Annotated in this window: 23 protein-coding genes; 7 read left to right on the top strand and 16 right to left on the bottom strand. The window is 55.0% G+C overall.

What is annotated here, in order from left to right; genetic code table 11:
* Positions 1-29: 29 nt before the first annotated feature.
* The 6 genes from AC07V9_RS06230 to AC07V9_RS06205 form a co-directional block, all read right to left on the bottom strand.
* Positions 30-557, bottom strand: coding sequence for a hypothetical protein (locus AC07V9_RS06230; protein ID WP_495014847.1), 528 nt, complete (start codon positions 555-557; stop codon positions 30-32).
* 157 nt (positions 558-714) lie between these two features.
* Positions 715-996 (bottom strand): hypothetical protein, encoded by a 282-nt coding sequence (locus AC07V9_RS06225; RefSeq protein WP_495014846.1) that lies wholly within the window; start codon positions 994-996, stop codon positions 715-717.
* 73 nt (positions 997-1,069) lie between these two features.
* A complete protein-coding gene (locus tag AC07V9_RS06220; RefSeq protein ID WP_495014845.1) occupies positions 1,070-1,306 on the bottom strand; it encodes a hypothetical protein in 237 nt (78 codons plus the stop codon).
* 53 nt (positions 1,307-1,359) lie between these two features.
* Positions 1,360-1,857: a hypothetical protein gene (locus AC07V9_RS06215; RefSeq protein ID WP_495014844.1), complete on the bottom strand. Its 498-nt coding sequence runs from the start codon at positions 1,855-1,857 to the stop codon at positions 1,360-1,362.
* Positions 1,858-1,986: 129 nt separating this feature from the next.
* Positions 1,987-2,355, bottom strand: coding sequence for a hypothetical protein (locus tag AC07V9_RS06210; protein ID WP_495014843.1), 369 nt, complete (start codon positions 2,353-2,355; stop codon positions 1,987-1,989).
* A gap of 293 nt (positions 2,356-2,648) precedes the next feature.
* Positions 2,649-3,116 (bottom strand): hypothetical protein, encoded by a 468-nt coding sequence (locus AC07V9_RS06205; RefSeq protein WP_495014842.1) that lies wholly within the window; start codon positions 3,114-3,116, stop codon positions 2,649-2,651.
* A 140-nt stretch (positions 3,117-3,256) separates the two neighbouring features.
* Here AC07V9_RS06205 and AC07V9_RS06200 point away from each other — a divergent pair, with 140 nt between their 5' ends.
* A complete protein-coding gene (locus tag AC07V9_RS06200; RefSeq protein WP_495014841.1) occupies positions 3,257-4,261 on the top strand; it encodes a hypothetical protein in 1,005 nt (334 codons plus the stop codon).
* Between the two features lie 153 nt (positions 4,262-4,414).
* Here the strand turns inward: AC07V9_RS06200 and AC07V9_RS06195 are convergent, their stop codons facing one another.
* From AC07V9_RS06195 to AC07V9_RS06185, 3 genes are all read right to left on the bottom strand, one after another.
* Positions 4,415-4,597, bottom strand: a complete 183-nt coding sequence (locus AC07V9_RS06195) for a hypothetical protein (protein WP_495014840.1) — start codon at positions 4,595-4,597, stop codon at positions 4,415-4,417.
* 131 nt (positions 4,598-4,728) lie between these two features.
* A complete protein-coding gene (locus tag AC07V9_RS06190) occupies positions 4,729-6,558 on the bottom strand; it encodes a phosphoadenosine phosphosulfate reductase domain-containing protein (protein ID WP_495014839.1) in 1,830 nt (609 codons plus the stop codon).
* 166 nt (positions 6,559-6,724) lie between these two features.
* Positions 6,725-7,054, bottom strand: coding sequence for a hypothetical protein (locus AC07V9_RS06185; RefSeq protein WP_495014838.1), 330 nt, complete (start codon positions 7,052-7,054; stop codon positions 6,725-6,727).
* Between the two features lie 195 nt (positions 7,055-7,249).
* Between AC07V9_RS06185 and AC07V9_RS06180 the strand changes: the two genes are divergently transcribed.
* Positions 7,250-7,642 carry a hypothetical protein gene (locus AC07V9_RS06180; RefSeq protein ID WP_495014837.1) on the top strand — a complete coding sequence of 131 codons (393 nt, stop codon included), beginning with the start codon at positions 7,250-7,252 and terminating at the stop codon, positions 7,640-7,642.
* Between the two features lie 62 nt (positions 7,643-7,704).
* Positions 7,705-8,439 carry a hypothetical protein gene (locus AC07V9_RS06175; protein ID WP_495014836.1) on the top strand — a complete coding sequence of 245 codons (735 nt, stop codon included), beginning with the start codon at positions 7,705-7,707 and terminating at the stop codon, positions 8,437-8,439.
* A 1,286-nt stretch (positions 8,440-9,725) separates the two neighbouring features.
* Here the strand turns inward: AC07V9_RS06175 and AC07V9_RS06170 are convergent.
* Both AC07V9_RS06170 and AC07V9_RS06165 read right to left on the bottom strand, forming a co-directional pair.
* Positions 9,726-10,508 carry a hypothetical protein gene (locus tag AC07V9_RS06170; RefSeq protein WP_495014835.1) on the bottom strand — a complete coding sequence of 261 codons (783 nt, stop codon included), beginning with the start codon at positions 10,506-10,508 and terminating at the stop codon, positions 9,726-9,728.
* A 69-nt stretch (positions 10,509-10,577) separates the two neighbouring features.
* Complete coding sequence (locus AC07V9_RS06165; RefSeq protein WP_495014834.1) at positions 10,578-11,042, bottom strand: hypothetical protein; 465 nt, start codon at positions 11,040-11,042, stop codon at positions 10,578-10,580.
* A 24-nt stretch (positions 11,043-11,066) separates the two neighbouring features.
* On the opposite strand from AC07V9_RS06165, the gene AC07V9_RS06160 reads away from it, so the two are divergent.
* The 3 genes from AC07V9_RS06160 to AC07V9_RS06150 all read left to right on the top strand — a co-directional run bounded on the left by AC07V9_RS06160 (position 11,067) and on the right by AC07V9_RS06150 (position 13,870).
* On the top strand, positions 11,067-11,645 hold the full coding sequence (locus AC07V9_RS06160) for a hypothetical protein (RefSeq protein WP_495014833.1): 579 nt from the start codon (positions 11,067-11,069) through the stop codon (positions 11,643-11,645).
* 466 nt (positions 11,646-12,111) lie between these two features.
* Entirely contained in the window at positions 12,112-13,080 is a 969-nt protein-coding gene (locus AC07V9_RS06155; RefSeq protein WP_495014832.1) for a hypothetical protein, read from the top strand.
* Positions 13,081-13,189: 109 nt separating this feature from the next.
* Positions 13,190-13,870, top strand: coding sequence for a DUF4262 domain-containing protein (locus AC07V9_RS06150; RefSeq protein WP_495014831.1), 681 nt, complete (start codon positions 13,190-13,192; stop codon positions 13,868-13,870).
* A 93-nt stretch (positions 13,871-13,963) separates the two neighbouring features.
* On the opposite strand, the gene AC07V9_RS06145 is transcribed toward AC07V9_RS06150, so the two are convergent.
* Positions 13,964-14,320 (bottom strand): hypothetical protein, encoded by a 357-nt coding sequence (locus tag AC07V9_RS06145; protein WP_495014830.1) that lies wholly within the window; start codon positions 14,318-14,320, stop codon positions 13,964-13,966.
* A gap of 373 nt (positions 14,321-14,693) precedes the next feature.
* Between AC07V9_RS06145 and AC07V9_RS06140 the strand changes: the two genes are divergently transcribed.
* A complete protein-coding gene (locus AC07V9_RS06140) occupies positions 14,694-14,921 on the top strand; it encodes a hypothetical protein (RefSeq protein WP_495014829.1) in 228 nt (75 codons plus the stop codon).
* 482 nt (positions 14,922-15,403) lie between these two features.
* Here AC07V9_RS06140 and AC07V9_RS06135 read toward each other — a convergent pair whose 3' ends face one another.
* The 4 genes from AC07V9_RS06135 to AC07V9_RS06120 form a co-directional block, all read right to left on the bottom strand.
* A complete protein-coding gene (locus tag AC07V9_RS06135; RefSeq protein WP_495014828.1) occupies positions 15,404-15,682 on the bottom strand; it encodes a hypothetical protein in 279 nt (92 codons plus the stop codon).
* Between the two features lie 20 nt (positions 15,683-15,702).
* Positions 15,703-15,966 (bottom strand): hypothetical protein, encoded by a 264-nt coding sequence (locus tag AC07V9_RS06130; protein ID WP_495014827.1) that lies wholly within the window; start codon positions 15,964-15,966, stop codon positions 15,703-15,705.
* A 111-nt stretch (positions 15,967-16,077) separates the two neighbouring features.
* Positions 16,078-16,704: a DUF6012 family protein gene (locus tag AC07V9_RS06125; RefSeq protein ID WP_495014826.1), complete on the bottom strand. Its 627-nt coding sequence runs from the start codon at positions 16,702-16,704 to the stop codon at positions 16,078-16,080.
* A 31-nt stretch (positions 16,705-16,735) separates the two neighbouring features.
* Entirely contained in the window at positions 16,736-17,056 is a 321-nt protein-coding gene (locus tag AC07V9_RS06120) for a hypothetical protein (protein ID WP_495014825.1), read from the bottom strand.
* Positions 17,057-17,134 lie beyond the last annotated feature (78 nt).

The raw sequence follows: 17,134 nt of genomic DNA, 5'->3' as shown, positions 1-17,134 counted from the left end.
CTGAATTGGCTGTTTCAATGGGGTCATCATCACGCCGAAGCTGCAGTGCCAGAACCCCCAGCCACTACTTCGGCGTGATCAGCCGAAGGGATGATTTGGCTCTGCATCTCCCAGCTTTGACTGAATCCATGATCTATCAGGTGCTCAATTCGAACGGGGCCGGGAGTGTCATGCCAGTTCGCTGTCCGAAGCCAGGAAAGGAACTCCTCGGCTGTTTGCCCTGACTTACCGAACAGTTCTGCGAGCCCGCCTTCAAACTCGACATGAGTGAAGTCTCCGTGCTCTTCATCGTGCAGTACTCCCTCAACGACCTGCTCCCGGATCACACGCTTGACGTGGTTGCCGTGGTAGCTCAAGGCTGCAGTCTCCCGCCAGCCTGGCTCAAGTAAAAGCGCGCGAGTCATATTGGTCGAAAGCGAGAAGTAATCTGGACCACCTACGCTCGCTTCTGAGACGAACTCCCAATAGACCGCCCCCAGAACAGGGTGGGTCGCCGTAACCACGACGCCAGCACGGGAGCGGACCTCGTTATTGGTGCTGCAGAGTGTGACGGGCATGGCCGGCTCCGAATCAGGATGATGGAGACGACATCGTCTAGTAATTCGTGAGGTGCCAGAAGCGTCACTCATGGCATTTCCGCTGCCACGGATGCGACCCGGCTCGGTTCCGATACCGAGTCCGGGATTGTGGTTACTCCGATTACCCAGGTGGGAGTTAAACGAGACTTACTGCCCAACTCGGAATGCCAACCGTCCGTGTCAATCCGTGATCCTCTGGAGCGTCAAAAATCTCGCCGTTGGCATTCACGAGAGAGTCCTCCAGATCCTCCATTTCGCAACGCTCGGCTTCTTTGAAGCTTGAGTTCATCGATTTGATGCGCTGGACCTGCGCGAACACCAGTTTTCGGGTGTCTGCATTCACGACGATGCGGGTCATGCGATCGTGCTGTTCGCCCTCGAAGATGTGCCCCCATGGGCCGCTAATGTAGTTGGTCATCCTGGTTTTCCTCGATCAGTCGTTCAATTTATGCCTCGAACCGCCAGCATCCACTTAGCTGAGGTCCTTCGGCTTATTTGCCGTTATTGATGATGTGGAACAGTTCGGGGCCGAAGTCTGCAAGCACGTTATGCTCGATCAGGTGGCTGCGGAGTTTGTCGAGGAGAACGCGCCGGGACTCAAGTTTCTCGGCTAACGTGACGAGGCCGCTGGCTGCGGCTTCGACTAGGGCTTTGTTTCCGATGCTTGCGCCTGACCAGTCGGCTGCCTTGAGTGCGTTCGCAAGTGCCGGGATTTCATTGTGAGGCATGGGGTAATCCTTCTAATCGAGTTTGAGCGATCAATCGCCCGAAAATAGCTGTGTTAAAGCTGGAATGGGCGCGATACAGCTTCCATCTGCAATTGAGGTACAACGTATGTCGCCGAAATATCCAGCGGGCGGGCGAGAGTGACTTCATCGCGCCAAGCGGCAGTCTCCAGCCATTGGGCGAAAGCCTCGACGTCCTGCCCGCTTTTGTGCTGCAGCAGATCTAACATGCCGTACAGATGAGTGGTGGTAGCCCAGGAACCGTCCAGGGTCTCATCCAGGTCGTGGAACTGCTCGAATTGCGAGTCATCAGCCATCACTTTGGCCATGTGATCACGGTACTGCCAGCCCATGATGCCTTCCCGCCAACCCTTGCGCAGACGCAGAGCGTCCTCAATGCGATTCGTGATGGTGTAGCTGGTAGGGGCGTTGTGGTCGGAGCCATCGTTGATCGCCCAGTACAATGCTCCGAGCGATGGGTGTTTGGCGGAAACGACGACTACTTCTTGGACGCATTCTGCTACGACGGTAACTGTTGGGCGAGAGGTGGTCATTGATACGGCTCCTGCAAAAAGTGATAGCCCATGTTCATGGGGATCACCGTGTGGCAGAAGCCGTCCGCCCAGAAAGTACTGCCATAATTGTGCAGACTTTGGATAGGAATTCGATTGGGGACTTTACCCTTAAGCGCCGGTGGCTGGGGCTGGCAGCATCGGTGCGTTGAAGTACTGATTAACGGCGGTATAGCCAGCATCCCGAAAACACTGCCACCACGCATCTACATGTGCCTGGGTGTTCGAAGATTGGACCGTTGATTCTTTCATCCCGCTGCGCAAATCAATGGCCAACAACGCGCACGCCTTAAAGGCGGCGTCTGCGTCGAGGTCGTTTCGGGACAGAACCTCGAGCGCGGTCTCGTGCCGTGATCGAATGTAATGGAACGCACCGGCGGCGAGGTCACCGGCCTTGTACTCTCTGCCCGCCGCGCAGAGATTCGCATCCAAAATAGGCATGACGGTGGTAAGGCTTTGTTTTAGCGAATCGATATTCATGATCTGCTCCCGACTATCTTTTCCGGTTATCTGATGTGTTTGAGCAATTCGTAATTGCTCTAATGTTTGGGGTCGCTAGCTGCGATTCGCGAGACTGGTCTCAACCGCCAGTTTCTCGGCCTTTGCGTGAGCCAGCTCAGCGTTAGACGTGTATGGGGAAGGGTGCCCGGGGTGAACTTCACCAACGCGCGTTCCAGTCTCGAGATAGCTGCAGATGCCTGCTTGGCCTTTGATCGAATAGCATCTCGTTGACTTGGCTTCATGGGTACTTTCCTCGAATCGTCGCTTTTCGATCACGGGTGGCAGAGCACGAGTACATTCCCGGCCAACGTCAGAAAGGCGCTGCCATCGGTGAGTGCTTCAGTTTTATGCTGGCGCATATAGTTTTGCAGCCGTCGCTCCTCGATCTCATTCATTTCCGTACCAGGGACCTGGTTGCCGACGAATGCCAACCATTTCATCGGGTCATTGGATGGTATGTGAGACATGGGGACCGGCAGGAGATCCATCTTGTTGCCGTTAATGAACGTCACAGACACAGGTGAAATCAGTTGCCGATGGACCATCAACGCGTGGCCCTTGAATTGAGCCACCTCCTTGACCACCAACTTGCCATCTTGGAACGCAACATCGAGCTTGGTACCTTTTTGGTCGACCACGGTGATGCTCATTCCAACGGACAGAGCTGCAGCCATTCTTTGATGCCCAGTGACAACTTTGATGCCGTTTGCTGCAAGCAGGAGGGAGATGTCGATGCTCATTCGGAAGTGCCTTGAAGGATTAATGGTGAGCACTTTAGCCTACGACTGAGCGTGCCAGAACCCTGGCATATAGGTTTCCGTTAGACGCTGGAATACCATGCGAACTGTGATCAGGACGCACTTAACCACTAAGGAAAACCATGCTCAAACGCTCGATTGGCATTCTCAGTTTTATCTTGCTGGCCGGCTGTCAAATGGCTCAGCACCGTGAGTACGTTGCTTCCTGTCCAAGAATGGATATCCCTTTGCGCTGCTCCATCGACTATCAAAGGTCGGGGTGCGCCAGCGCCGACCAGGCCGTAGAGAGTTGCTCAAGGTTCATCGATCGAAACGTCAGGGCTGAGGAGGCTCGTCAGGCCCAGGCCCGGGGAATCTCAGCTACAGAGTATGAGAATCCGGGCGCTCAAAAGGTATTGCTGGGCGTGAATGGCGAGCCTAGCTCAAGGCTGCCGGTCTATGCCGACGCCTCCAACCTCGACGCATACGTCCGATCAGTTGATTTAGCCAAGAGTCTGATGGCTTCCAAGATCGCAAGGTACCAAGCTGCGATGCGTGCTTACACTGCAAAGCGCTCTGCCGGTCAGAAAGCAGATTTCAAATCAGTAGAGGAAGCTTACGCAGATTTGCAAAGTCTTGTGGGTCCCTTGGTGACTGCAAGCGAACAAGGCCAACCTATCACTCGGTTTTACGAGAAGAAACCCGCGTTCGATTATGAGATGGCCAACATGCATTTCACTTCCCAGTTTGGGAATCGTAATGATGTTCTGAGGGAAGGGTGGCTACGCGCGAACAGAAAACATAGAGCTGGTCAGCCCTTTCCACCAGAGGTGCTCGCGGTTGTGTCCGTGGCTCAGTTCAAAGGGATGGCTTCCGAGATCAGCACACGCTGGCCGCTGACGTACAGCCAAGACAAACTGAGTGCGGAGCGGGTAGCAGCAGAATTTCAGAGGAAGAAAGTCAGAGAGGCCGCCGCCAAAGAACGAGAGCAGCACTACCATGAAACCTACCAGGCTCCGAGTCAGCCCCGGGAGTCGACAGGCTACAGTGGGAGTAGTTGCTCATGCAGCGGTGGGAATGTCTGCTACGGGCCGCGCGGGGGCAGGTATTGCATAACCTCCGGCGGGAATAAACGATACGGGATCTAGACATCAGTCAGGCCCAAGACGCCCTTCATCGAGGGCAGCATTGGGGTAGGGGCGAGTGGTTTTAGAGCGCATTGCCCCTATCCGCACCACAGCATAAGAGCACAAGCACGGTGTGCTTACAGCCTGACGCCCTTTTGAATGAGCCTTTCGGATTTAATTAAGTCCGTAGATGCGTTTGAGCTCGACGATACGTACCGCTCGCTTCTGGTGAGCTTTGGCTGTTTCGTGATCGGCCACGAGGGCGCCGTAAGCGACGGCAGCACTGTACTGCTCATCCAGTTTCACGAGATCCATCAGTTCCTGCAACTGCGCTTGCATTTCTTCGTAAATGGCCATCGTCAAATCTACTCGGTTTATGGGTTGCTGCTGCTTTGATCCAGTGCAATGCCAGGTGCCGAGACGTCATTCAGCGCACTATCTCGGCGAATTATCTCAAGCAGAGGTGGCGGTTTGCGTCACGGATTATCCTATAGCCAGAATGCTAACTGCTCCAAGGCAGCTTCCTGTGACAATGCGGGCGCGGCGACCTCAGGCTCGACGTTGAACTGTGAACGTAATGCCTTGACCAGGGCATGTGGATCGTTCAGAACATCCTTGATGCCAGAGTAGAAGATCCGGTTGCTCATCCGTGCCATACGGTCCCATTCACCGAGGCTTCCTTTGTAGAGCGTGACGGTGCCGAGCGACACAAAGTAATCGACAACAGCCATCGGATTATCCAGCAGGCCAATGCGGTTCAGGGCGTAGTCCAGATCAAAGGCCATGAACAGCGCTGCACCTTCTTCGTCGATCTCAAACTCATCCCCCAAGTTAGCGTTCTGAACGATTGTGCCGTCTGCGAGTGTGGTGGTGCTTTCCCAGTCTGCCATGGCATGGGAAACGTTACGGAATCCGCGCCATGCCCGGTAGTATTCAGCGTCTACAAATGGCACTTCTGCCCGGAAAGCCACATCCTTTTCAGTGAATACAGGCATCGTATCCAGGGCCGGAATGTCGTAGCGCATCCCGCCCTCGTAGATCTCCTTGTAGGTACGCAGAGCCACAAACGAATTCTGGTATCCGTAGCGAGCGGAGATGAAGTCGATTGCAATCAACTGACGCTCGTCCAGCAATGTGAATCGTGGGGGGATGCCTAGACGGCCTGCGGCGATCTCCTCGCGAATCTGAATCGTCAGGATGATCCGTAGTAGCTCAAGGCAGTACTGAGGCCCGTACGCGTTCGGCGTGACCTTGACAGTGCCAGTCTCTTCGTTGATAGAACGGGCAAGCCAGCAGCGCGCAGACGGATCGAAGTGGCGCGCCAGCATGTAAGCGCGGAGGTCGCGTAGCGGTGCCATCCAAGCGTATTTGCCACCTTCAGTAGCAATCATGGCATCACTACTTGAATCCCTTGACACGCGACCGCAGCTCCAACAGCCAGTCCTCGCGGTGCATGGCGGCCGGCTTGGTTCCCTGTCCGCAATGTAAGCGGACACCATGCAGTCTCCGCCGTTGGCATCTCGGTAAATTTCTACCAGCTCGTCAAACGAGTTGTAGGCCTTGATCTTGTTAGACCGAACCCAGCCGATGTAAGTGAAGACGTCAAAGGTGTCCCATTCGGCAATGGGGCTCAATACCATCTGACCATCTGCCATAGCGTCCACCGCCTCTGTGGAGCTTTCGCCGCGTAGTTTCATTCTGGCTGCGCGGGTGACACTTTCCTCAAACCGGGTACCGATCAGACTCACCAGATTGGCGTCTTTCGCCTTCACACCATCTGCCTGCGCGATGAATGCTCGAACCTGTCGTTTGATGCGATCAAGTGGTGCTGCCTTCATCATCTGCTGACATTTAGTGTTGTTTCCAACGCTCATGATAGTTCGACCCGAGAGGAGGCCGACCAGGTAATCATTGCTCAAATTAGGAGAAGCCACCCACACGCGGGTTGGAATTCCCTCCGACTGTGCATAGGATTCAATAGAGGCGATTTGCCCTTTGCTGTAGGCCTCAACGACTGGGTTCTCAAGCTTCGTGTTCGAATGAATGACGTGCAAGGTTGGAAAGGTGGTCCCCTCAGCCTTCAGCTCACGAAGGGCTGTGAAAGCTAGATTCAGCATCACTGATGAATCCTTCCCAAATGAAACTGCACATACAAGGTGACGGCCTTCTAGTACCTGCTTCTTGATAGCAGCAACAGCACTCAATACCTTTTCTTCGAAGCTCATTGCCACCACCGGTGCGAGCACGGTCACTGGCTTCAACTCTTCAAAGAGGCCGGCCTGAATGGTCTGATTCGGCGTGGACTGTGCGGTGGTCATGGGAAGGAGCTCACTTCAATCAAATTCGGAATGAGCTCATCATCAGACCGCATCGTGTGTGCCAGAACCCTGGCCAGGATGATTTTCTGCGGGGCAACCAACTGCTTTCAGTCTATGCAGACACCCACCATTTGGGCTGAGTCTTCACGGTGCAACTATCAGGAGATCAGGCCGGAGTGCTTCCTGTGGAAACCGGCTTAACTCGGACGCGCCAGGTTATCTCACGCTTAAGGACCAGCAGACCGGCGACAGCCAGCAGGGTCGCGCCGGTAGCCACGCAAGCACTTAGCCCAAACGCGAGATCGAGCCAGTTTGTTGCCAATTGGCCGGCGTTAGGGGCCCCGGCTTTGACAGTGTCAATAATGAGCTGATTTACACCCAGAACAGAGTTGTAGCCGACGGCGCCGATGACACCACCGGCGATGATAAGGGCTATCCCAAGAACCTTGGGGCTTGCTTCCTTACGATCCTGCAACTCTCGTTTAGCCTGATTCATAGTGATGATCCTTTGATCTCGACAATAGGGCATCAATTTATCGGACTGGACCATCAATGGCGATTCAAAAACTGGGCTCGGATTTCACTACGTTTCGTATGAGCAGGGGGGCGGTTATACTGATGGCGACTGGCAAAGGGCGTCCAGCGCCCTTCGCAGAACGACACTCGCCCCTTACGCCGGAAGGATCCCCTCGTGCCAATCAGCCTGATCGACCGTTTAGCTCAGATCGACGCAGATCTGCAGGCCTCATCGCGAACTGAGGTGATCGATACTGAACGCCTTGCGATTAGTCTTACTGAGTCCGTCAATCCTTCAGCCGGCAGGGGATTTGACTGGATTTTTGCGCAGGCAGCGAGAGCGGCAAAGTTCATCCATCACGAAAAGTCCGCTGATTTCACTGTGTTCGTGTTTGACGATCGGAGCGTGCTCGTACTACTCAGCTCCGGCCATGTCTTTGCAAGCGCCAGTGGTGACGCCAAGGGTATGCAGAAGATCTCTGCCTGGTTGAAGCGCCACAACATTGCGTCATCAGCAAGCGAGTCACCTCGCGCCGCCAATGAATCCTTTGATCCCTCCGACATGTGAGGGTAGAGACAAACCGCCTTGACGGTGCTTTAGTGAGGTATCGACCAGACCACAGCTAAACCATGGCGAAAGAAAAGCTGTTCACCCGCATATCCAGCATCGCCAAGTCTCTCAATGATCGACAGCGAGCATATCTCACTGTTGCCTATGATTTGGACCAGCGCGCTGAGGAGGCCAACGCCGGTCCAGGAGGCTCAAAGGCAAGCTCTTGGCGATGGCTCGAGTACGGCCCTGACGGTCGGGTTCGAAAGCTAACTTACGATGGCCCTCTGCGGCTCGCCCTCGATGCGCTGCAACTTGTCGGCCATGGTACCGGGTCGACCTGGCATTCACTGGAACAACGCGGGCTTCTGATGACAGAGCGGCGCACCATTGGTTTAGGTGAGATGGAATCACTCTTTGTTCGGATGACTACTGACGGCCGGCGCGTGGCACGCCTCGTGAAAGGCCTCCCGATGGTTAAGCCCAAACTCGCTCAAGTTGACAAACCCATGTCGATATCCGCGCTCAGAATCCTGCACTTGGGTCAGCAGCGACCCCCAGAGTTCTTCGATCCATTCGAACCATGGATCGGACGCAGCTATTATCCGGATCCCTTGATTGTGCTCGGAATTGCTCGCGGCCTTGCGAAGAAAGGCCTGCTCGAAGCCGATGTTCGAAAATCAAGCTTCAGAATTACTCCCGCGGGCCAGGCATTTTCTGTCGAAGACGCTGAAAATTGGAAACCGTTCGCAACGCCGGCATGTGGCGAGCCAGGCTGGATCGAGTATGTGCTCAGCAGGGCCAGATCCCGGTAGATTTCGTGAGCTTGGTCCGTCTGACACCCAAGTGAGTCTTTAAAACCAAGACATCATGGTATGCATCCAGCCTTTATCCTTTTTGTGCCGGACATGAGTTCGAGCAGCTAGCTGATCGCGGTAGGGGCGGCAAGTGCCCGCTAGCAGTTTGCCGGAAGCTGTTTTAACCGACACCCGATCCCCAGCCTTGTGATTTACACAGGCAGCCAGCGCGGCGGCACTCGGGGCAGGACCACGATCTCTTGCAGCCTGGCTGGCGCATGCCGGCGCACACAGCCCTGCGGCAGATCCCGCCATAACGATCAGCATTGTTAAACGTTGAGCAATTAGCCGGGCCATGTCTGCAGAGTCCAAGAAAATGAGGACCTAAGCGTGCTCGTCAGATCTGAGCAAGGCAACCCAAAACGGGGTGTCGGATTTCTGCTTTGATCCTCTTTAGTCACCTTGTGAGCGAGGCGGACATCCTCCCGATCAGATGTCCGCCTGGCCCTCAACTCTTGTTTAGCATCTTGTCCAGCAAGCGCCGAGGGCATGCCTCATTGCCAAGCTTGGGACACGGCCAAGGAGCGCTGCACTCCACATCGAAATGCGCTTGCCGGCCATGCGAGCCAATCCCAGAAGCGTGGATGATCACCCAGCTCAAGGTGACCTCTGACCCGGTCGGGCGGCAGATGATGGTTTTCTGTTTGATTGCCATAGGATGAAGCCTCTGTAGGAAAGAGGCTTCACCCTGCTGTCACGACTCCGGCGGAGCACGAAGAATTTCTTGATCGATCCTCACTACTTCGGCCGCGCCGGGCTGTGAAGAGCGAGCTGCCCGCGGTAGGGTCTGCAGAACCCTTTAAGGATATGACCATTTGCTTTCCGCATGCTGGCGCGATCACCCCGCTCTTTGCCCTCGCAGGCCTTGAATTGAGCTACGGACGGTGATGGACCTCGATCCCTCGCTGCCTGGTCTGCCTGGGACGTGGATACCGCTGTGCCTGCGAGAATGAGCGCCAGGACTACGGATCTGCTCCAAAATAGACTCATGGAGACCCCCTGCTTTGATGTCTGAAATATGACTCACGTCCAATGACTACGTTGAGGGTAGACCTCGTCGAGGGTTGGATGTTGTATTTCATGCGGGCGGGATGGATAGGCAGAACCCTGACGGCGTGATGCTTGTGCATGCGGAGTTGGCCAACGCACCCCAGCTCGATCGAGGGCGGAGCCGCTGGAAGCACTCAAGTGGGCTCTGTTTGGGCAGGCCCATTCACTGGCTTCGGTACTAGCGTGTTTCTGATCTATCGGGAGGGTGGTTTCGGCTCCCAGGCCTTACGCTTGTGCATGTGCCGAGTAATGAAGCGCACAGGCCAGCCCCACTTGCGCAGTAGCCATCGGCCCATCCACGACAGACTATGCGTCCAGCGATCGATGTCTTTGAGCTCACCCAGGTTGTGTACACCACACTCTCGCTCGTCCTGCAGGTCTCGCTCAAACGAGAACCAGGGCTGCAGTCGATTCTGATACCGCTCCGGCACAGTCAGCGCGCCAGCATTCTCCGCGGAAAACGAACCGTCAACCACGTCGATGCCCGTTTGGCTTCCATCCCAGTTTGAGAGGTTGAAACCGAAGGCCATGTAAAACCGGTTTCGCTGTTCTCGGGCGCTGTCTGTTGCCGCATCAACCTGCGAGAGTGAACCTGGATCAATGGTGTAATCGTCGACCTTCTGTTTCTTCAGCCAAGTGATCACGCAGGCCATAAGTGTTGGCCCCAGACGGATCCCGCGTTTGCTCATGATCAGTTGCCCAGTAGGCCCGATCTTGAACTGCTTGGTTTTGTGGCACAACGTAACCTGGACTTGATTGTGCCATGTGTGCCAGGAAGAACGACTCCCCCCTGGGTGTGCCGCCCGCGCCCGGAAGAACTCGAAGTCCCCGTCCGGATCGAAATCAAGGGCGGTGCGGGCATGCTCGGTAATCACAGGGATCACACCCCGGCGGTTGCCGATCTCATGTTCAAAAACAAACAGCTCTCGTACTGTGCAGAGTTGCTCGAGCTTGTGGGAGGCGGATTTCAGCGACACGTGGATTCCTTCATCGGTAGCAGGTAGGTTTGGTTCGTCCGCAGTTATTCGGCAGTAACACCCGAAGCCTCAGTGGGCCGCCGGCGCATTTGAAGTGCAGTACTCGGCTTCCATGTCAGCCTTGAAACGCTCAGCTCGGGTTTTACTGGAAAAATGGTACATGACTGGGTCTTCGGCCGGGTTGGAGTGAGTGTCTTCGACGACCCATGGTTTTTTGCTGCTGCCTTCGCTTTTATGCAAAGTGAAGCGGACTTTGTCACCTGGTTGTACCCACTGTTCCTGATCCGGGCTCCAAACCACTGAATCGCCAGCTTTGCACTGCTTCCAGCATCGACCATTGAGGTACTCGCCGGAAGCGTTCTGGTGAGAGGTCGCGACAAGGCCGGTGTCTTCGCACACCATGCAGCAGTGTTGCTTGAAGAGAGGAGAGGGCGCCTCCTCGGCAAGCGCCTTTACACCTGGTGTAATGGTGGACATCACGACGCCGCGGGGCGGGGTGGCAGTGGTGGGTTTGTTCTGCAGTTGGACGGTCATCACTCTTACTCCTGGTTAAGTTCAATGACCGCAATCCTGGCGCGCGTTCCTGCGTGCCAGAACCCTGTCCCGAAAGACATAGGCGAATGCGACCGTACGCCCGGCCACCCTCAGGTAGGGGCAAATAGTGAGAAAGGAAAACTCCGGGGCTGGTATCCGACGTTCGGTGAGGATTCGCTCGAGCGAGTATTTGACACCTCCCGCCACTCACCTAGTCTCAAATCTGTTTTCCAGCATCCTGCCGGAAGCCTGATGGGTATTTTTTCGGAGCCGACTATGACAAAGGTCGAGTTGAGTAAAATGCTTGAGGAGAAAATGCAGGAAAAACTCAAGGAAGGGTATGTAGTGAATACCTACGCAATGGATATCGCTAGCACGGATAAGCTCAAACGTGACCTCAAGCCGCAAAGCCATCCGATCCCGCACGATGACTCTCAAGAGGTCGAATGGCACGGTTTCCTTCGCGAAGTGGAGACCGGGGACTACGTTCCAGATAGGCCAGCACCTGTTTTTGTCGCACCACCGTCAGAACGGCAAGCTCGTGAAGGCGCTGTGGAATCGAGTTCATCGAGCGGCGGATTATGGAAAGTCAAACGACATTGAGAGATTGGATCAAGTGGAAATATCCTTGTCTGGGCTTGCACTCAGATCGGTGTAGAGCGATTGGTGGAATATGTAGCGTCCGAACTCTAATAGCTTCGTAGTGAGCTTTTTGGAAATGTGGCCACGGCTGAATCGTTCCGCAGAAACGATATAGCCTGTTCATTTTCGTGCTGGTCCATATCTGCCAAACCGCCGTCAGGCGTACCTGCCCAGGCAGATTCAGTCGACTCGTAGAACATGTCTAACTCATGTTAGCGGCAAGGGCGGGTGAGAATGTTTGCGTGATAACCAACATAGCGATTTTGAAGGACACTCGCACAGAGCTCCGGCCACGACAGATTGGCTAAAGAATTCGGAGCTACCATTTTGGATTGTAATCCTTTCTATGGCTGGCACTATTAGCTCAACGCGATAGCCAGCGCGTGCACGCCCACCCTGGGCGCAGACCGGATCAGGTCGTGGCCTGTTGAATCCTCAAACCATCAAGCATTGCTTTGCGGCAGTGCGCATCGTGGGCGTGGCGCTGATGTGTCGCGGAGACATTGCTATGACGATTGAAATTCGATTCCCGTCCGGGGCATCCGTGGAACAAGTGAAAAAGGATGCGAAAAAGCTTCGCCGCACTGCTGGCGTTACGCTGAGTGAAGCCCAAGATCTTGCTGCCAAGAATCACGGCATCGAGTTGCCATGGGCCCAAGCGCTGGCTTCTCTTGCCAAACGCAAATCCACTGCCTTTGAGTTGCCACTGGCTGATGGCACGGTTCGTTCAGCTCTTTTCACTCCTGAAAAGCCTATTGCGATCCTGACCGCGCCTACAACTGATCGGCAACTGATCATTGCACTTCTCCTTGCTGAGCTGCAGCTGAAGCACAGCAAAGCCTCTGTGCACTACTTGAACCATTCCATCCCGATTCGCATGTGCAGCCTTCATGCACCTGGCGAAAGCTGTGGTAGCTGTCTCCTTGACGATCTGCAGGCTGAATATCCTGGACGCGTACATTCCAAGCTGGGAGCAAACGTCGGAGATTTGGTTAAGCTCAAGCCGGCGGAGGGTGATGTTGTGATCCTCAGGCAGGAATTCTGCGACGTGGTCGGCCTGAGCATGGAGGCCGTTGCAGATATCGCGCGCACGTGGAAATCTCCTGTCCTGATTTGTTCTCCAGCGCAGTTGGTGAGACCAGCTGAGCTCGAGCTAGGACTGGGGCCAGTGGTAATGAGCGTCCTGTCCCACAATAGCGGGCAGCTTCGGGACGCACACTTCACCAACGATATCCATACCGTCACCCTCACAGGCGGGAGTCGCTTAGAAATTACCGCCGGTGTTCAGCAGGATGGCCAGGGGGGCGGTGAAGCGGCCCCGTCTTACCGAATCCGTCTTAATGCTCCTATCCTGGCAATCGAGACGGCCAGCGCCCAGCCGGGTGAGAGTCAATAGGGGGGTTAACCCTCGATCGTCAGAAAATACCCCGAGGCCGCTACTGACACAGGAGTAGTGCGGGCACAATGCACGCACTACCAACTCAGAGCCTGTTTTAGGAGAGCCCATGATTACTGAACTGGAAGCAACACCCGGCCAATTGGCTGAACTCAAGTTGCTGGTGCCAAAAGTGGCGACCATCATCAATGAATTCCAGATGACGTCGATCGCCAGCAGCCTGGATTTCCAGCTGCAGCAAGGCGTTTCAGTCCGTGATGCGCTTCAGAACATGGTGAGCGCAGGCCTAGTAACGGAAGATAGCCTTGTCGATATCGTCCGGACCATTCGAATTGCCCTACTACGCCCAAGTTGGGATGCCGCACTCGACAGGCGAATCGCTGAAGCGGGCTACTCCATCAAACCAATCTTCGCCTCGGAGGAGAGTCCAGCATTTGCCTATACGATTGGCCTCACAGGCACCGCTGGCTTCGAACTGATAGCAGTGGCTGGCGGCAATCATGAATTGCTCTTTGCTGTTGTTGAGCAATACGCCGAGCTGGCTAAGGCAGGCGTAAATGTAGAGGCCGAACGTACAGACTTGGTTGAGCTCGCCAGCGGTAAAGGCTGCCGAACCAAGTGCATCCCGGTGGAGGCGATGGTGGTAACCAGTAAATTCATCACCGAGAAGAGAGGCCAAGTGAAGCGGGTCTACCAAGTGTTGATTGCTGACAAGAACAACCGCTTCCCATTGGAAGCTGGTTACGATCAATCCTTCAGACAGCCCAAGCTGCCGCGCCCCTTGTCCTGAGGACGACTTAATTCGGTTTCGGTCGAGCTACCCGAAGCCGTTCTCGGTAAGATCGCTATTTGGCTACCAAGCCCCATTCCATTCCCCACGCATCTACCTCAATTGCCGCTGGCGGGCATTTTGTTCCGCCACGGCCCTATCAGCATCCCGACTGCTCAACCAGGCAAATGCCACGTCTGGGCCATGAATGTGTAGTTCGTGGATGAAGCTCTTGAACTCTGCCGCCTCCCACGAAGCTACAGCCTGGTCAAACCCATCTCGATAGGTCATCCCTCCAAGATCTGGGTTGTCCTGCCACTGGCGATATCGAGCTCTAAGCCAGCTATCAAATACCGAAGCATCGACAAATCCGTTGCGCCAGTGGGTGTATTGGTCGAGCTGCAGAGACCAGAAGCGCTCGTAGAAAATGATCGGCTTCGCGACTACGTCTGCATTGCCCCGCATTTCCATGATTCGACCGAATCTCTCGTTACAGTGAAACAGGACATCTGACTGCTTCGATTGCCGCGATAGGGTAAGGCTTCGTTCGCTGAGTTTGAGAGACTTCCAAGCACCACCAGTGTGCCGGCGGCCGTCACGAACGTGAGAAACGTCCCTACAACATTTGCCAGCTGACTCAGTTCCAGGAGAGTCATAAGCACCTCTTCGATCCATGGTCCAGTTAGGGTCACCAAAAGACAAAAAGCTGCTGACCAGCGAACGAAGTGTAGTGGTGAATCCCCAAGCGCGCTGAGGCCTAGGGTTTGATGTAACGTGGACCAATCCTTAGTATCTGCACCCTGGGTAAGCGCATAACAAAAAAATTGGAATGGAGGTTTAAAACATGTCCTGGGCGGAACAGGCGGAACCCATCATCGCGGCCGTTATCGACCGTGTTGGCCGCGAAGACATCAAGGTCCTTCGCAAAGCGCTCGCTGCAGCGTATCCATGGGGCGAAAGGGAAAACGCGCCCTACAAGGGCTGGTGTGCTGAGGTGACCCGACAACTTGGGCACCAGCTTAGCAAGCCCAAGCCTGTTCAGCAGAAAACGTACGACGAAGCAATAAAGTAAGCATCGCTCTGGCAGCGTTTGGCGTACGACTGAATTAGAATTCCCGGCTCTTATTTCCTGGGCTTGCGTTTCAATGAGTATGTCGTCAAAAGAGTGGTTAGAGCTTTGGTCCAAGCTGTCCCCCGATCAACGCGAACGGGCGGTGTCCCAGCTCGGCAATGCCTTGGAGATTCTGAGCCTGGCGGGGGTGCTTCACCTGCGCAGACGCCACGTCATAAGTGAGCTTTCATGCGGCCTTCAGCAGGTAGAGGGTGGTCAAACTATTGATTTCACCCTCGACATTCTTCGGCGGAGGCCGGTCTTGTCCGAGGCTGAATTAGTCGGTCATTTTAAAACCGGAGCGGTCTGCGGTGGGTGCTTTGAAAGCGAGGCAGTCAATCGAAGATTCAGGGAAGCGGTAGGGTTGTGACCTACCAAGAGACCGTAGCATAGGTCTATTAATAGATCTATGCTACGGTCAGTGAATACGAGGGTAACGCGGCCTAATGCCGATCCCCGGCCGGGACTTCTACCCAGCAGCCCTCCTGAAACTCGTGCAGAGCGTTTCTTTCGAGATCCGCAACCTGTACCCACTCGAATCCAGTGATGCGGTTTGTGTTAAGCGCAAACTCTTGTGCTTTCTCCTTCGCCCCGGCAAGAGTGTCAAAGGTCCCGCGATAGTCACGAAACCCGCCTTGGGGGTAGTAGTTTGACCCAGCGAAGACTGCGAACCGTCCGCAATTCTTGTCGCCGGCAGTTTGTGGTTTTTGGTTGCCGACCATGTTTTTCCCCATCTGTCCGATCAGCTGCACAGGCGCGCTGCGAACCACTTAGCACGGTTAATGCGACGCTCGAGCGCCCGCGGACCGCAGCGCTCAAAGAAGCGATCTTGTGCGGTACCGGCGTTGCCGATGTAGCGAGGCGCAGACCAATTCCAGATGAGCTCATAGGCCCGACGTGCCAGGGATTCGGCCGAGCTGGCCGGGGCTTCGACGACGCTGATCTTCTCGATCGGCGCGTCTTGTTCAATCCAGTTTGCGAGCAGTTGATGGACAGCAGCGTTCATGTCGAATCCCCATACGGCGTGGTTACGTGATGGAGTCACTTTCAGGCGATATGGGTTGTGCCAGAACCAGCTCGGACTAAATTTGTTCTGAATATCCCGGGAGAGGGCTGTCTAGAACGGAACCTCCAAATCTGCGATCACACCTTGTGACGCTATGAATGCGTCAGAGCGTGCAGGGAGGCTATCAGCTCGCTCCCAGATCTCAACACGCCCGTCGGGCAGCGTTGGCATGTACAAGGTTTCGTGCCTTTTCCGAAGGAATCCAGCAAGCCCGGACTCATCCCGGATAATGCCATGACGACCCTTCCAAGGGATTAAGCCCATACACGGCTGAGTTCTCGCAGGCACGCTGTATTGTTGGATTTCGGGCCACCTAGAGGGATACTGGTCTGCGGGGTACCAGAGACTCATACGATCGCTGGCAAAGTTGAATTCCCAGTCCAGCATCACGTAACAGACGGTATGGGTGAGGACCTCCTCAGCAGCAACAGCCCACCTGGTTGTTACGGTGAACTCCGTCGGAATTCGGTCACACTCCACCATCAGCCCCACGATGGCCTTCTTCCCAATTCTGCGGCAGGCCACTCGATATCCCTTGTTGGGAAATGGTCTGCGCGCGACGATCTCTTTACCGTTTCGAAGCACCAGGTTGAATTCTGGACAAACGACGTCGACGAGCGCGACCTCACCGTGTTTGGCATCAGCAATGATCTGAGGTGTGAAGTGTACGAGTGGCATGTCGGCTTCTCAGGTCAGGATTAAGCGTGGATTATTCGTCAACGAGATTCCGAGGGGGATGGGCGAGATTGAACTCTTCACGGCTCAGAAATAATTCCTTCCCGTTACAGAGCAGCGTGTTGATATCTGAACCCCAGGAATGTCGTATAGGGCTATCGATAGCCTTCTCACCTGCCATTGTGTTGGCCACTACCGACTCCCCAACCTTGCGAATTACGTGCTGACCATCCATTTCGAGAATCTCGTAGACCGTGTTTGGCTCGAAGAACGAATCGTCCTTTAACTTTACCCCTATCAGGAGACCGTCCTTTTCATCGGTACCGCGGCAGACCAGTCGTGCTATGGGCCTCATGCTTCCTCACTCATCTAAATAGGCTGGGCTTGGCGCGCAGCCTTAAGTTGTTCTCCGATCCAACGCCGACTGGCGCAG

The organism is Pseudomonas sp. GW821-FHT02A11 (assembly GCF_059421985.1).
The sequence above is the reverse complement of the archived record's forward strand: the minus strand, read 5'-3'. Positions and strand labels throughout refer to the sequence as shown.